General features: G+C 72.8%; 12 protein-coding genes. 7 read left to right on the forward strand and 5 right to left on the reverse strand.

Features of this window, described 5'->3' with window-relative positions; genetic code table 11:
• Window positions 1–159: 159 nt before the first annotated feature.
• Together AB0F82_RS28015 and AB0F82_RS28020 are read left to right on the forward strand one after the other, a co-directional pair.
• Complete coding sequence (locus AB0F82_RS28015; protein ID WP_362632319.1) at window positions 160–1,212, forward strand: WxL protein peptidoglycan domain-containing protein; 1,053 nt, start codon at window positions 160–162, stop codon at window positions 1,210–1,212.
• 60 nt (window positions 1,213–1,272) lie between these two features.
• Window positions 1,273–2,442, forward strand: a complete 1,170-nt coding sequence (locus AB0F82_RS28020; RefSeq protein WP_362632321.1) for a hypothetical protein — start codon at window positions 1,273–1,275, stop codon at window positions 2,440–2,442.
• 64 nt (window positions 2,443–2,506) lie between these two features.
• Here AB0F82_RS28020 and AB0F82_RS28025 read toward each other — a convergent pair whose 3' ends face one another.
• The 4 genes from AB0F82_RS28025 to iolC are packed head-to-tail and all read right to left on the reverse strand — an operon-like array spanning window position 2,507 to window position 7,733.
• Entirely contained in the window at window positions 2,507–4,006 is a 1,500-nt protein-coding gene (locus AB0F82_RS28025) for a CoA-acylating methylmalonate-semialdehyde dehydrogenase (RefSeq protein ID WP_362632323.1), read from the reverse strand.
• 13 nt (window positions 4,007–4,019) lie between these two features.
• The gene (iolD, locus tag AB0F82_RS28030) at window positions 4,020–5,903 is read right to left on the reverse strand and encodes a 3D-(3,5/4)-trihydroxycyclohexane-1,2-dione acylhydrolase (decyclizing) (RefSeq protein WP_362632325.1); all 1,884 of its coding nucleotides are present in this window, start codon (window positions 5,901–5,903) and stop codon (window positions 4,020–4,022) included.
• A complete protein-coding gene (gene iolB, locus AB0F82_RS28035; protein WP_362632436.1) occupies window positions 5,900–6,739 on the reverse strand; it encodes a 5-deoxy-glucuronate isomerase in 840 nt (279 codons plus the stop codon). The genes iolD and iolB overlap by 4 nt, the downstream gene beginning before the upstream one ends.
• 7 nt (window positions 6,740–6,746) lie before the next feature.
• A complete protein-coding gene (iolC, locus tag AB0F82_RS28040) occupies window positions 6,747–7,733 on the reverse strand; it encodes a 5-dehydro-2-deoxygluconokinase (protein WP_356810111.1) in 987 nt (328 codons plus the stop codon).
• 26 nt (window positions 7,734–7,759) lie between these two features.
• On the opposite strand from iolC, the gene AB0F82_RS28045 reads away from it, so the two are divergent.
• The 5 genes from AB0F82_RS28045 to AB0F82_RS28065 all read left to right on the forward strand — a co-directional run bounded on the left by AB0F82_RS28045 (window position 7,760) and on the right by AB0F82_RS28065 (window position 12,930).
• Window positions 7,760–8,674, forward strand: a complete 915-nt coding sequence (locus tag AB0F82_RS28045; protein WP_362632328.1) for a sugar phosphate isomerase/epimerase family protein — start codon at window positions 7,760–7,762, stop codon at window positions 8,672–8,674.
• Between the two features lie 20 nt (window positions 8,675–8,694).
• Window positions 8,695–9,708, forward strand: coding sequence for a Gfo/Idh/MocA family protein (locus tag AB0F82_RS28050; protein WP_362632330.1), 1,014 nt, complete (start codon window positions 8,695–8,697; stop codon window positions 9,706–9,708).
• Between the two features lie 273 nt (window positions 9,709–9,981).
• Window positions 9,982–10,182, forward strand: coding sequence for a helix-turn-helix transcriptional regulator (locus AB0F82_RS28055; RefSeq protein ID WP_356810114.1), 201 nt, complete (start codon window positions 9,982–9,984; stop codon window positions 10,180–10,182).
• A 140-nt stretch (window positions 10,183–10,322) separates the two neighbouring features.
• Window positions 10,323–10,556, forward strand: coding sequence for a heavy-metal-associated domain-containing protein (locus AB0F82_RS28060; RefSeq protein WP_356810115.1), 234 nt, complete (start codon window positions 10,323–10,325; stop codon window positions 10,554–10,556).
• A 115-nt stretch (window positions 10,557–10,671) separates the two neighbouring features.
• Complete coding sequence (locus AB0F82_RS28065) at window positions 10,672–12,930, forward strand: heavy metal translocating P-type ATPase (RefSeq protein ID WP_362632332.1); 2,259 nt, start codon at window positions 10,672–10,674, stop codon at window positions 12,928–12,930.
• Window positions 12,931–13,330: 400 nt separating this feature from the next.
• Here the strand turns inward: AB0F82_RS28065 and AB0F82_RS28070 are convergent, their stop codons facing one another.
• Window positions 13,331–14,620: a citrate synthase gene (locus tag AB0F82_RS28070; protein WP_030029946.1), complete on the reverse strand. Its 1,290-nt coding sequence runs from the start codon at window positions 14,618–14,620 to the stop codon at window positions 13,331–13,333.
• Window positions 14,621–14,736: the final 116 nt, after the last annotated feature.

The following is a 14,736-nucleotide window of genomic DNA, read 5'->3' on the forward strand; positions in this document are numbered from 1 at the left end:
GCATACCCCTATCTGTTTATTTTTCTGTGCATACAACTCGGTTCTACACCCCTCCCCCTCCCCAGCCCCCCGCCGACCGCCCGCCGCCTCCATCGGGGTGGGGCGGCGCTCCGGCGCCGCACCACCCCTTCCCCTCTCCGCGCCGACTGGAGACCGCCCATGCGCACCCGCCGCCGTACGCGTAGCCGCACCCGCACCTCCCTGTACGGTCTGCTCCTCGGCCTGCTGACGCTGTCCGCGGGCCTGCTGCCGGCCGGCCCGGCGACGGCCGCGGACAATGGCACGTGGGGGGTGTTCCCGACGCCCGCGGCCGGCGCCGCCATGAGCGATCGCGCGTACTTCTTCCACCAGGGCGCGGCCGGGACCACGCTCACCGACAGCGTGACCGTCCTGAACTCCTCCGACCGGGAACTGACGTTCCAGGTCTTCGCCACCGACGCCGTGAACACCCCGGCCGGCGGCGCGTTCGCACTGCTGCCGGTGGAGGCGGAGCCGAAGGACGTCGGCGCGTGGATCGCGCTGGCCCCGGAGGCGGCGGGCACCGTCACCGTCGCGGCCAAGGGCCGCAAGGACATCCCCTTCACCGTGAAGGTCCCGGCGGACGCGACGCCCGGTGACCACGTGGGCGGGATCGTGGCCCTGGGCACCGCCGTGGAGGGCGTGCAGCAGGACGGCAAGGTCCAGGTCGGGGTGAAGCGTTCGGTGGGCGCCCGCCTGTACTTCCGGGTGCCGGGGCCGGTCGCTCCCGGGCTGAGCGTGGAGGACGTGCGGGTCAGCCGGTCCGCCCCGCTGCTGCCCTGGGTGAAGGACGCCCGCGCCACCGTCTCCTACGCGCTGGTCAACCGGGGCAACGTGGTGGTCGGGCCCAAGGTGGCGATCTTCGCGGAGGGGCTGTTCGGGCGCCGGGTGCTGGACCGGCCGGCACGTGAACTGAAGCTGACCCTGCTGCCGGGCCAGCGGATCGAGCTGACCGAACCCTGGCCGGACGCCCCCCAGTCGGACCGGGTGACCGTCAGGATCACGGCGGGCGCGGCGGGCCACCCCGATCTCGTCTCCCGGTCCGAGACCCGCTTCGTCGCCGTGCCCTGGCCCGCCGCGGGTCTGCTGCTGGTCCTGGCGGGCGCGGGCGCCACCGTGCGGGTGCTGCGCCGACGCCGTCGCGCCGAAAGCGAACAGGAGGAATCCGTCCTGGACTTGGCTGGAACGCGCTGACCGGCGAGGGTGTCCCCGAGTGACGGTATCCGGCCATCACCGGCTCAAGGGGGGACACCTGTGAGGGAACGACAGCACGGCGACGCGGCCAAGGGCACGGGGCTGCTGACCCGCATCGAGCGTGCCCTGGGCACCGGCACCGCCGCCTACCTGCCCGGCGACGGCTGGATCCGCCTCACCCTCCCGCTCGACGACGGCGGCCCGGCCCCCGTCACCCTGGACGTGATCGCGGACACGGCGCGGGCACCGCGGGGCATCGCGTACCTGCTGCCCGGCGGCGGCCTGAACTTCGCGGCGGAGTTCTTCACCCCGGGCGGCCCGAGCGACCACAACCTCGCCCACGAGCTGCGCCGCCGCGGCCTGCTCGTCGTCGGGGTGACCCCGCGCGAGGACGCCGCCGCGGCGGCCGACGTCCGCGCGGAGTGGGGGCTGGAGTCGCACCGCCTGGACCTGGCCGGTGTGGTGGGCGCGCTGGATCGCGTACTGGGGCTGCCGTACCAGTACGCGGGGCACTCGGCCGGGGCGGCCCTGGCGCTGGACGCGGCCTCGCACGACACCTCGCCGCGGCTGCGCCGGGTCGTGGCGCTGGACACGACCGGTCCGTACACGGGGGACCTCGCGCTGCGGGCGGCCGACACCCGGGACGCGTACGCCACCCAGCTCGCGCAGGGCGTCCCCCACGTCGATCCGGGACTCGCGGCCTTGATCGCCAAGGCGGTGGCCGACCCGGACGGCGTCTCCCCGGCGCCCTGGCCGCCGGACCCGGCACAGCGCTTCACCCACGCCGGGCTGGCCCACTTCGCGCTGATCCGCACGGCCGCCCTCCCGGGGCCGGCGAACTGGATCTACACCCGCGGCCACGGTGCCGGGACCTACACCTTCGGCGCCACCCCCGCCGAGGACCGCTTCGCGCTGGCCCACACCCCGACGGCCGTCTGGCACGCCGCGACCTCGGCCCTCGGCAGCGGACTCCTGCCGGCGGCCCTGATGCGGGATCTCGCCGCGGTCTGGGCGGGCGACGACGCCACGTACGGGATCGCCTGGGACCGCATCACCGCGGAGGTGGTCTGGGTCAACACCGAGCTGGGCCGCGGCGACCACCCGCGCGGCGCGGAGCTGATCCGCGCGGGCGGCAACGAGCACGTCTCCTTCACCGTGGTCCCGGGCTACGGCCACGGCGACGCGGTCTGGGCCACCGCGGCCGCGTCCGACGTCTGGTCGCGCTTGTGACCCCTCCCCGGAGCGACACCCGCCCCCCGCGCCGAGACTGCGGGGGGGCCGGTCCTGCGGGAGGTCAGTGGTTGCGGGGGAAGCCCAGGTCCACGCCGGCGGGGGCGTCGGACGGGTCCGGCCAGCGGGTCGTCACGACCTTGCCCCGGGTGTAGAAGTGGATCCCGTCGTTGCCGTAGATGTGGTGGTCGCCGAAGAGCGAGTCCTTCCAGCCCCCGAAGGAGTGGTAGCCCACCGGCACCGGGATCGGGACGTTGACGCCGACCATGCCCGCCTCGATCTCCAGCTGGAAGCGGCGGGCGGCGCCGCCGTCGCGGGTGAAGATCGCGGTGCCGTTGCCGAACGGCGAGGCGTTGATGAGGGCCACGCCCTCCTCGTAGGTCTGCGTGCGCAGGACGCACAGGACCGGGCCGAAGATCTCGTCGCGGTAGGCGTCGGAGTCGGTGCGCACGTTGTCGAGCAGCGACAGCCCGATCCAGTGGCCGTTCTCGTTGCCCTCCACGCGCAGGCCCGTGCCGTCCAGGACCACGTCGGCGCCCTGGGCGGCAGCACCCTTGACGTACGAGGCGACCTTGTCGCGGTGGGCGGCCGTGATCAGCGGGCCCATCTCGGAGGTCGGGTCGTTGCCGGGACCGATCTTGATCTTCTCGGCGCGCTCGCGGATCTTGTCGACGAGCGCGTCGCCGATGGAGCCGACGGCCACGACGGCGGAGATCGCCATGCAGCGCTCGCCGGCCGAACCGTAGGCGGCGGAGACCGCCGCGTCGGCGGCCGCGTCCAGGTCGGCGTCGGGCAGGACCAGCATGTGGTTCTTGGCGCCGCCGAGCGCCTGTACGCGCTTGCCGTTGGCGGAGGCGGTGGTGTGGATGTGGCGGGCGATCGGGGTGGAGCCGACGAAGGAGACGGCCGCGATGTCGGGGTGGGCGAGCAGCGCGTCGACGGCCGCCTTGTCGCCGTGGACCACGTTCAGCACGCCCGCCGGCAGGCCGGCCTCGGTCATCAGCTCGGCCAGCTTGTTCGACGCCGACGGGTCCTTCTCGCTCGGCTTGAGGACGAAGGTGTTGCCGCAGGCGATGGCCAGCGGGAACATCCACATGGGCACCATGGCCGGGAAGTTGAAGGGCGTGATGCCCGCGACGACGCCCAGCGGCTGGCGGATCGCGGCCACGTCGACGCGGTTGGACACCGACGTCGACAGCTCGCCCTTGAGCTGCGTGGTGATCCCGCAGGCCAGCTCGACGATCTCCAGGCCGCGCGCGACCTCGCCCAGCGCGTCCGAGTGGACCTTGCCGTGCTCGGCGGTGATCAGCTCGGCGACGGCGTCGCGGTTGGCGTCGAGCAGGGCCCGGTAGGCGAAGAGCACCTTGGTGCGTGCGGCCAGCGAGGACTGGCCCCAGGACAGGAAGGCCTCCTTCGCGACCTGTACCGCGGCGTCGACCTCCTCGGCCGACGCGAGCGCGACCTGCGTGGTGACCTCGCCGGTGGCCGGGTCGGTGACCGGGCCGTAGTTGCCCGACGCGCCCTCGACGGTCTTGCCACCGATCCAGTGGTTGACGGTCTTCATGCCTATTGCTCCTTCACAGATGGCGACGTCGCTGCGCGGCTTGCCGGTCGTACTCTTCACGGGCCCGGGACGCCGCCTTGCGGGTCGCGGTCTCGGCCACAGGAACATCCCACCACGCCTGTGCCGGGGGTGGGCCCGACACAGTGTCTGGCGTTCGGGTCTGTACGTAGACACATGTGGGACGCGTCGCCGAACGGGCCTCGGCAAGGGCTTCCCGCAGGTCACGTACGGTGCGGGCGCGGATCACGGCCATGCCGAGGGAGGCGGCGTTGGCCGCGATGTCCACCGGAAGGGGGTCACCGGTGTACGTCCCGTCCGGTGCCCGGAAGCGGTAGGCGGTGCCGAAGCCCTCGGCGCCCACCGCCCCCGAGAGGCCGCCGATGGAGGCGTAGCCGTGGTTGTCCAGGACGACCACCCTGATCGGGACGCCCTCCTGGACGGCCGTGACGATCTCGGTCGGGTTCATCAGGTACGTCCCGTCGCCGACCAGCGCCCACACGGGCCGGCCGGGCGCGGCGAGCGCGACCCCGATGGCGGCGGGAATCTCGTAGCCCATGCAGGAGTAGCCGTACTCCACGTGGTACTGGTCCGCGGACCGGGCCCGCCACAGCTTGTGCAGGTCGCCGGGGAGCGAGCCGGCGGCGTTGACCAGGATGTCGGTGGCGTCGACGAGCCCGTCGAGGAGCCCGAGCACCTGGGCCTGGGTGGGCGGGAGCTCCTCGTCGGGCGCGGACACGGCGTACGCCCGGTCGGTGACGGCGTCCCAGCGGGCGGCCCCGTACCGGTACGCCGTCTCGTACGCGGCGTCCACACGGTGGCCGGCCAGCGCCTCCCGGAGCTCGTCGAGGCCCTCGCGGGCGTCGGCGACCAGGGGGCGGGCGGCGAGCTTGTGGGCGTCGTACGGGTCCAGGTTGAGGCCGACGAACCGGACGGCCGGGTTCTGGAACAGGGTCGCCGAGGCGGTGGTGAAGTCGCTGAGCCGGGTCCCGGCGGCGAGGACGACGTCGGCCTCCCGGGCGAGGGCGTCGGCGGTGGCCGTACCGGTGTGGCCGATCCCGCCGACATCGGCGGGGTGGCCGTACGGGAGCACGCCCTTGCCCGCCTGCGTGACGGCGACCGGGATCCCGGTCGCCTCGGCGAGGGCTGCGAGGGCGGCCTGCGCCCCGCTGTGCCGGATCCCGCCGCCGGCGACGATCAGGGGGCGCGCGGAGCCCCGTACGGCGGCCGCGGCGGCGGCGAGCTCGGCGCGGTCGGGCCGCGGGCGGCGTACGTGCCAGATCCGCTCGGCGAAGAACTCCTCGGGCCATTCGTACGCCTCCGCCTGCACGTCCTGCGGCAGCGCGAGGGTGACGGCGCCGGTCTGCACCGGGTCGGTGAGCACGCGTACGGCCTGGAGGGCGGCCGGGACCAGGGCCTCGGGGCGGATGATCCGGTCGAAGTGGCGGGAGACGGGCCGCAGGGCGTCGTTGACGGAGACGTCCCCCGCATGGGGCACCTCCAGCTGCTGCAGCACGGGATCGGCGGGGCGGGTGGCGAAGGTGTCCCCGGGCAGCAGGAGCACCGGGATCCGGTTGATGGTGGCGAGGGCGGCGCCGGTGACGAGGTTGGTGGCGCCGGGGCCGATGGACGTGGTGACGGCGTGCGTGGACAGCCGCCCGCTCTGGCGGGCGTACCCGACGGCGGCGTGCACCATGGCCTGCTCGTTGCGGCCTTGGAGGAAGGGCATGGCGTCGGGGCCGGCGTGGCCGCTCTCCAGGAGGGCCTGGCCGATGCCGGCGACGTTCCCGTGCCCGAAGATCCCCCAGGTGGCGGCGACCAGCCGGTGGCGCCGGCCGTCGCGCTCGGTGTACTGGGCGGCGAGGAAGCGTACGAGCGCCTGGGCGACGGTGAGCCTCATCGGTGGTCCTCCGCTCCTGCTCGGGGGAAGGGCAGCCGGGGGTCGACGTCCTGCCCCTCCCAGCTGCCGCGGATCCAGCCGTGGTCGGGGTGGTCGCGGATCAGCCACTCCCGCGGCCCGCCGCCACCCGGTCCGGCCATCACGTTCAGGTAGTACATGTCGTGCCCGGGGGCGGCCATGGACGGACCGTGCCAGCCGTCCGGGATCAGCACGGCGTCGCCGGTCCGCACCTCGGTCAGGATGTCGGTCTTCCCGGCCGGGGAGGGCGTGACGCGCTGGTACCCGAGCCCGGGGGTGTCCCCGTGGGGGGCGATCTCGAACCAGTAGATCTCCTCCAGGCGCGACTCCTCGCCGGGGTGGTGCTCGTCGTGCTTGTGCGGGGGGTACGAGGACCAGTTCCCGCCGGGGGTGAGGACCTCGACGGCGATCAGCCGGTCGCACTCGAAGCCGGTCGGGCCCGCGGCGGCGAAGTTGTTGACCTGGCGCGAGCACTGGCCCGCGCCGCGCAGCTCGACGGGGACGTCCCCGGCCGGGCCGTACCGCGGGGGCAGCCGGCGCTCGCAGCGCGCCCCGGCGAGGGCGAACCGGCCGCCGCGCTCCGAGGTGATCTCCGCGCGCGCGTCGCGCGGCACGTACGCGAAGTCGGTGGGACCGGCGAAAACCCCGCTCCTCCCCCGCAGTTCGAACACCTGCGGCTCCGCTGCCGGGGCAGTGCCCCGGCAGCGGACCCGGCAGCCGCCCGACAGCGGGAGCACGATCCATTCCGCGTCGCCGCAGGCGAACCCGTACGTCTCGCCCGGCTCGAGCGCCAGCACCCGCAGCCGGGTCCACTCCATCGCCCACTCAGACACCACCGGCACGCCCCAGCACCTCCTCCACCTCGTGGGAGAACGGCATCGCACTGGAGCACGCCAGCCGCGAGGCCACGATCGCCCCCGCCGCGTTCGCGTACCGCACGACACGCTCCAACTCCCATCCCGCCAGCAGCCCGTGGCACAGCGCCCCGCCGAACGCGTCACCGGCGCCGAGCCCGTTGACCACGTCCACCGCGACCGGCGCCGCCTGCGCCACCGTCCCGTCGCGGTGGACCGCCAGCACGCCCTCCGGGCCGCGTTTGACCACCGCCAGTTCCACCCCGGCGGCGAGCAGCGCCCGGGCCGCCGCGTACGGGTCGGTCTCGCCCGTGGCGATCTCGCACTCCTCCGGGTTCCCGACGGCCACCGTGGCGTGCGCGAGCGCCCGCCCGTAGTACGGCTCCGGTTTCTCCCGCCACAGCATCGGCCGCCAGTCGAGGTCGAACACCGTCGTCGCCGACCGGTCGCTGCCGCGGGCTTCCAGCGCCGCCAGCGTCGCCGTCCGCGAGGGCTCTTCGCTCAGGCCCGTGCCCGTCATCCAGAACACGCGGGCCGCCCGTACCGACTCCAGGTCCACCTCGTCCGCCGCGATCTGCAGGTCCGGGGCCTTCGGCAGCCGGTAGAAGTACAGCGGGAAACGGTCGGGCGGGAACATCTCGCAGAAGGTGATCGGCGTGGGGAGCCCGGCGACCTCGGTCACCCACCGGTCGTCCACCCCGAAGCCCCGCAGTTCGGTGCGCAGATACGTACCGAAGGGGTCCGCGCCGGTCCGGCTGATCACCGCCACCCGCCGGCCCAGACGGGCCGCCGCGACGGCCACGTTCGCCGGGGAGCCGCCCAGGAACTTGCCGAAGGTCTCCGCCTCGGCCAGTGGTACGCCGGTCGTCAACGGGTAGAGATCCACCCCGATCCGGCCCATCGTGATCAGGTCGAACGGATACGGATCGCCGGTGCCGGTCACAGTCAGTCCTCCCACTCGTCCTCCACCCTAAGGTGGCCGTTATGACGTCCTCCCCGCCCGCGTTGACCCGTATCCGCATCGGTTCGGCTCCGGACTCCTGGGGTGTCTGGTTTCCCGACGACCCGCAGCAGACCCCCTGGCGGCGCTTCCTCGACGAGGTGGCCGGGGCCGGGTACGAGTGGATCGAGCTCGGCCCGTACGGCTACCTCCCCACGGATCCCGCCCGCCTCGCCGAGGAGACGGCCTCGCGCGGCCTGCGGGTCTCGGCCGGAACCGTCTTCACCGGACTCCATCACGGGCCCGCCGTGTGGGAGGAGACCTGGGAGCACGTGTCGCGGATCGCCGCACTCACCCAGGCCATGGGGGCGGCCCATCTCGTCGTGATCCCCTCCTTCTGGCGGGACGACAAGACCGGGAAGGTGCTGGAGGACCGCACCCTCACCCCGGACCAGTGGCGGGAACTGGCCTCCCAGACCGAGCGCCTCGGCCGCGAGGTGCGGGACCGGTACGGACTGCGGATCGTCGTCCATCCGCACGCCGACACCCACATCGACACGCCGGAGAACGTGGCCCGCTTCCTGGACGCCACCGACCCCGGCCTGGTCTCGCTCTGCCTGGACACCGGCCACTACGCGTACTGCGGCGGGGACAGCGTGCAGGCCGTCGAGACCTTCGCCGAGCGGATCGGCTACCTCCACCTCAAGCAGGTGGACCCGCGGATCCTCGCCGAAGTCGTCGCCCAGGAGCTGCCCTTCGGGCCGGCCGTGGGCCGCGGGGTGATGTGCGAGCCGCCGTCGGGGGTGCCCGCGCTGGAGCCCGTACTGGCGGCGGCCCAGCGGCTGGGGGTGGACCTGTTCGCCATCGTGGAGCAGGACATGTACCCCTGCCCGCCCGACCGGCCGCTGCCGATCGCCCGCCGCACCCGTGCCTACCTGCGCTCCTGCGGCGCCCGCTGACCTTCCGGAGGAAACACGACATGACCAGCACGCTCGGCATCGCCGTCATCGGCACCGGGAAGATGGGCGCGGACCATGTGCGCCGGTTCGGGGGGACCGTCGGCGGGGCCCGGGTCGTGGCCGTGGCCGATCCGGACGGGGACCGGGTCAAGGAGGTCGCTCGCGCCCTCGACGGCGCGAGCGCGCACACCGATCCGGCGGCGGCGATAGCCGCGCCGGGGGTCCAGGCCGTACTGATCGCCTCCCCCGGGCCCGCCCACGAGGAAGCGATCCTGCAGGCCCTGGCGCGGGAGCTGCCGGTGCTGTGCGAGAAGCCGCTGACCCCGGAGCCGGCGGGGGCGCTGCGCGTCATGGAGGCCGAACAGCGGCTGGGGCGGCGCCTGGTGCAGGTGGGGTTCATGCGGCGCCACGACGCCGAGTACGAGCAGTTGAAGGAGCTGCTGGACGCGGGCGGAATCGGCCGTCCACTCTTCCTGCACTGCCGGCACCGCAACGCCTCCTCGCCGTCCTTCTTCACCAGCGACATGCTGATCAGCGACTCCGTGGTGCACGAGGTGGACGCCGCCCGCTGGCTGCTGGGGCAGGAGATCACAGCGGTGACGGTGCTGTCGCCGCGGCCGACGTCGGCCGCGCCCGAGGGGCTGATCGACCCCCGGATGGTGCTGCTGGAGACCTCCGGAGGGGCCGTCGTCGACGTGGAGGTCTTCGTCAACTGCGGCTTCGGCTACCAGGTGCAGTGCGAGGCGGTCGGCGAGGCGGGCAGTGCCCGGATCGGCGACGGCCACGCGATGGTGGTGCAGGCGGCGGGTCGGTGGGGCGGCGCGATCGACCAGGACTTCACGGTGCGCTTCGCCGACGCCTACGACCGTCAGCTGCGGCGCTGGGTGGCCGCCGCCGCACGGGGACGGGTGGCGGGGCCCGACGCGTGGGACGGCTACGCGGCGGCCGCCGTCTCCGAGGCGGGCCTCGCGGCCGCGCGCAGCGGCGTACGGACCCCGGTGGAACTCGCGGAGCGGCCGGCCCTGTACCGCTGATCCGTTGCACCGGTCCGCCCTCCGCTGATCCCCCGTCCCCCGTCCCCTCACGTTCCTCGTCCGGCCCCTGTGACTCTGCGGTCACAGGGGTCGCCCTTGTGTCACGCATGTCCGCGTTACGCGGGTTTTCCGTCACAGGGGGTCGACAGCCCCTGCCGGGCCCTCGTCCCGCGTCGTTCGCCGGGCACAACGCGAGTGATCGTCAGCGTCCACGCGCCGGATCCCCGACGGCCGCCCGGCCGGCCCGGCGGCGTGGACCAGGAGGTGTCCGACATGAGCGAGCGACAGCTGTGGTCGTACAAGGAGATCGCTGCACACATCCGGGTCCAGCCGGACACCGTGCGCTCCTACCGCAAGCACGGCCTTCTCCCGCCGCCCGACCACGTGGAGGGCGGCAAGCCGTACTGGTACGCCGAGACGGTCCGCGCCTGGGTGGCCCGCCGGCCCGGCAACCGGGGGCGCCGCGGGGACTGAGCCCTCCACGGCTCCGAAAGACCGGGAGCCAATGCTCGCTTTATACCCCCCAGGGGTATAGTCTCGGATCGTCGGGAGGACGGTGGAGTCATCGGCCACCCCTCCCGGTGACCGGACACACCCCTGAAGAGGAGAACGACATGACCGCCGAGACGGACACCCAGACCACCACCGTCTACCGGGTGACCGGCATGACCTGCGGCCACTGCGAGGGCGCGGTGACCAGCGAGATCGCCGCCCTGCCGGGCGTCACCTCGGTCAAGGCCGTCGCCGCGTCCGGCGAGGTCACCGTGGTCTCCGCCGCCCCGCTCGCGGACGAGGACGTCCGCGCCGCCGTGGACGAGGCCGGCTACGAGTTCGCCGGACAGGTCTGAGCGTCCCGCCCCCCTGCTTCGGCAGTACCCGCGGCACTTCGCAGCACCCCGCCGGGCCGTGCCGGCCAGCTCATACTGGACCCGTACGGCCCGGCCATCCCCCTGGAGCCGGAACATGACCAGCACAGTGCACGACGGACCGATAACGGCGGTCGAACTCTCGATCGGCGGGATGACCTGCGCCTCCTGCGCGGCCCGCATCGAGAAGAAGCTCAACCGGATGGACGGCGTCGAGGCCACGGTGAACTACGCCACCGAGAAGGCCCACGTCTCCTACGGCGACGGCGTCCGGGTCGCGGACCTGATCGCGACCGTCGTCAGGACCGGTTACACCGCCGAGGAACCCGCGCCGCCCGCACCGCCCGCTCCGGCGCCGGGCGAGGAGGAGCCGCCCGCGGCTGTCGACCCGGCGCTGTCCGCACTGCGGCAGCGACTGCTGGTCTCCGCCGCGCTCGCCCTGCCCGTCGTCCTGTTCGCGATGGTGCCGGCCCTCCAGTTCGACAACTGGCAGTGGCTCTCACTGACCCTCGCCGCGCCCGTCGTGGTCTGGGGCGGCTTCCCCTTCCACAAGGCCGCCTGGACCAACGCCCGGCACGGCGCCGCCACCATGGACACCCTGGTCTCGGTCGGCACGCTCGCCGCCTTCGCCTGGTCGCTGTGGGCGCTGTTCTTCGGCCACGCGGGCATGCCCGGCATGCGGCACGGCTTCGACCTCAGCATTTCCCGTACGGACGGCTCCACCGCCATCTATCTGGAGGTCGCGGCCGGGGTCGTCACCTTCATCCTCCTCGGCCGCTACCTGGAGGCCCGCTCCAAGCGGAAGGCGGGCGCGGCCCTCAGGGCCCTGCTGGAGCTGGGCGCCAAGGACGTCGTCGTCCTGCGCGCGGGCAAGGAGGTGCGCATCCCGGTGGCGGCACTCACCGTCGGCGACCGCTTCGTCGTCCGCCCCGGGGAGAAGATCGCCACCGACGGCACGGTCGTCGAGGGCAGCTCCGCCGTGGACGCCTCCATGCTGACCGGCGAATCCGTCCCGGTCGAGGTCTCCGCCGGCGACGCCGTCACCGGCGCCACCGTCAACACCTCCGGGCGACTGCTCGTGGAGGCCACCAGGGTCGGGTCCGACACCCAGCTCGCCCGGATGGCCAAGCTGGTGGAGGACGCGCAGAACGGCAAGGCCGAGGTACAGCGCCTCGCCGACCGGATCTCCGGAGTCTTCGTACCCGTCGTCCTGGTCCTCGCGCTCGGCACCTGGACCACTTGGCTGCTCGTCACCGGGGACCCGACGGCCGCCTTCACCGCCGCCGTCGCCGTCCTGATCATCGCCTGCCCGTGCGCCCTGGGCCTGGCCACCCCGACCGCGCTGATGGTCGGTACCGGGCGGGGTGCGCAGCTCGGCATCCTGATCAAGGGCCCCGAGGTGCTGGAGTCCACCCGCCGCGTGGACACCGTCGTCCTCGACAAGACCGGCACCGTCACCACGGGCCGGATGACCCTCGCCGGCGTCGTCGCCGCCGAGGGGGTCGACGAGCTGGAACTGCTGCGCCTGGCGGGGTCGCTGGAGCACGCCTCGGAGCACCCGATCGCCCGGGCCGTGGCCACCGCCGCCGCCGACCGGGCGGGCGCGATGCCCGTGCCGGAGGGCTTCGAGAACCTCGCCGGCCTCGGCGTCCAGGGCGTGGTCGACGGCCACGCCGTGCTGGTGGGCCGCGAGCAGCTGCTGGCGGAGCGGTCGATCACCCTGCCGGCCGGGCTGGCGCGGGCCAAGGCGGCCGCCGAGGCCGAGGGCGGCACCGCCGTCCTGGTGGCGTGGGACGGCGCGGCGCGCGGGGTCCTGACCGTGGCCGACGCGGTCAAGGAGACGAGCGCCGAGGCGGTCGCCCGGCTGCGGGAACTGGGCCTGACCCCGGTGCTGCTGACCGGTGACAACCGGGCCGTCGCCGAGACGGTGGCCCGCGCGGTGGGCATCGACGAGGTGATCTCCGAGGTGCTGCCGCAGGACAAGGTGGACGTCGTGCGCCGCCTCCAGGCGCAGGGCCGTACGGTCGCGATGGTCGGCGACGGGGTCAACGACGCGGCCGCGCTGGCCCAGGCGGACCTGGGGCTGGCCATGGGCACCGGCACCGACGCGGCCATCGAGGCCGGCGACCTGACCCTCGTACGGGGCGACCTGCGGGTGGCGGCGGACGCGATCCGGCTCTCCCGCCGGACCCTGGCCACCATCAAGGGCAACCTCTTCTGGGCCTTCGGCTACAACGTCGCGGCCCTCCCGCTCGCGGCGGCCGGCCTGCTCAACCCGATGATCGCGGGGGCCGCGATGGCCTTCTCCTCGGTCTTCGTGGTGACCAACAGCCTGCGGTTGCGGTCCTTCCGCTAGTGGATCGCCTTCGCATCGTTCCCACACTTCCTTCACGGGAGACGCAGATCACAGTGACCTCAACGTAACCATCCGGGGTCGTGACAGGTCTAATGGGGCGATGCCAGGAACGTCTTGGGGGACGTTCCACGGAAACCTTGGGGGTTTTCCGCGGCATCCGCCGGCCGGGACACGTGCCCGCGGGAGGCTTTGAGCGGCCCTCCCGACCCGAACGGGTCCCGGCTCAAGGACGCCCCGATCCGGGTCCCGTGGGGGGAATCCGTTTCGGGGGGAAATGGGAAGCGCCCCGACCGTCGACCCGTGGGGGGATCGACGGCGGGGCGCTTCTCGTGTGCCTGGGTGGCGCCTCGTGCGCCTGGGTGGCGCCGCGCAGTCGTACGCGGCGCCCGAGAGCCTCGGGTCAGCGGGCCTCGACGGGAACGAAGTCGCGCAGGACCTCGCCCGTGTAGATCTGGCGCGGGCGGCCGATGCGGGAACCCGGCTCCTTGATCATCTCGTGCCACTGGGCGATCCAGCCGGGGAGCCGGCCGAGCGCGAAGAGCACGGTGAACATCTCGGTCGGGAAGCCCATGGCCCGGTAGATCAGACCGGTGTAGAAGTCCACGTTCGGGTAGAGGTTGCGCGAGACGAAGTACTCGTCGGCCAGCGCGTGCTCTTCCAGCTTGAGCGCGATGTCGAGCAGCTCGTCGCTCTTGCCGAGCGCCGAGAGGACGTCGTGCGCCGCCGCCTTGATGATCTTCGCCCGGGGGTCGAAGCTCTTGTAGACGCGGTGTCCGAAGCCCATGAGGCGGACGCCGTCTTCCTTGTTCTTCACCTTGCGGATGAAGGCGTCGACGTCGCCGCCGTCGTTCTTGATGCCTTCCAGCATCTCGAGGACGGACTGGTTGGCGCCACCGTGCAGCGGGCCCCACAGGGCCGAGATGCCGGCGGAGATCGAGGCGAACATGTTCGCCTGCGAGGAGCCGACCAGACGCACGGTGGAGGTCGAGCAGTTCTGCTCGTGGTCCGCGTGCAGGATCAGCAGCTTGTCGAGCGCGGAGACGACGACCGGGTCCAGGTCGTACTCCTGGGCCGGCACGGAGAAGGTCATGCGCAGGAAGTTCTCGACGTAGCCGAGGTCGTTGCGCGGGTAGACCACCGGGTGGCCGACCGACTTCTTGTACGCGTAGGCCGCGATCGTCGGGAGCTTGGCCAGCAGCCGGATCGTCGAGAGGTTGCGCTGCGTCTCGTCGAAGGGGTTGTGGCTGTCCTGGTAGAACGTCGACAGCGCGCTGACCACCGAGGACAGCATGGCCATCGGGTGGGCGTCGCGCGGGAAGCCGTCGTAGAAGCGCTTGACGTCCTCGTGCAGCAGCGTGTGCTGGGTGATCTCGTTGCGGAACGACGCGAGCTGGTCGACGGTCGGCAGCTCACCGTTGATCAGCAGGTAGGCGACCTCGATGAAGGTCGAGCGCTCCGCCAGCTGCTCGATCGGGTAGCCGCGGTAACGCAGGATGCCCTGCTCACCGTCGAGGTAGGTGATCGCGGACTTGTAGGCGGCGGTGTTGCCGTAGCCACTGTCCAGCGTGACGAGCCCCGTCTGGGCCCGCAGCTTCGAGATGTCGAAGCCCTGGTCGCCGACGGTGCTCTCAACCACCGGGTAGGTGTATTCGCCGTCCGCGTACCGGAGTACTACAGAGTTGTCGCTCACGTCATCCCTCACCGACGTAGTGCCTCTTCTTCGAGGTGCCCTGACTGCCTCTACCTTCCCCCATTTGGCGCAGAAGAGTGCACTCGGGGTCGGCCTTTGGTGCTTTCGACGGCACT

Origin of the sequence: Streptomyces virginiae, assembly GCF_040638905.1 — a bacterium.
Taxonomy (GTDB): Bacteria; Actinomycetota; Actinomycetes; order Streptomycetales; family Streptomycetaceae; genus Streptomyces; species Streptomyces virginiae_B.

Excerpts from the sequence above, each read along its gene's own strand:
- AB0F82_RS28015 (WP_362632319.1), top strand. The coding sequence starts at position 160 with ATGCGCACCCGCCGCCGTACGCGTAGCCGCACCCGCACCTCCCTGTAC.
- AB0F82_RS28065 (WP_362632332.1), top strand. The coding sequence starts at position 10,672 with ATGACCAGCACAGTGCACGACGGACCGATAACGGCGGTCGAACTCTCG.
- iolD (WP_362632325.1), bottom strand. The coding sequence starts at position 5,903 with ATGAGGCTCACCGTCGCCCAGGCGCTCGTACGCTTCCTCGCCGCCCAG.
- AB0F82_RS28050 (WP_362632330.1), top strand. The coding sequence starts at position 8,695 with ATGACCAGCACGCTCGGCATCGCCGTCATCGGCACCGGGAAGATGGGC.
- AB0F82_RS28045 (WP_362632328.1), top strand. The coding sequence starts at position 7,760 with ATGACGTCCTCCCCGCCCGCGTTGACCCGTATCCGCATCGGTTCGGCT.
- iolB (WP_362632436.1), bottom strand. The coding sequence starts at position 6,739 with ATGGAGTGGACCCGGCTGCGGGTGCTGGCGCTCGAGCCGGGCGAGACG.
- AB0F82_RS28025 (WP_362632323.1), bottom strand. The coding sequence starts at position 4,006 with ATGAAGACCGTCAACCACTGGATCGGTGGCAAGACCGTCGAGGGCGCG.
- AB0F82_RS28055 (WP_356810114.1), top strand. The coding sequence starts at position 9,982 with ATGAGCGAGCGACAGCTGTGGTCGTACAAGGAGATCGCTGCACACATC.
- AB0F82_RS28060 (WP_356810115.1), top strand. The coding sequence starts at position 10,323 with ATGACCGCCGAGACGGACACCCAGACCACCACCGTCTACCGGGTGACC.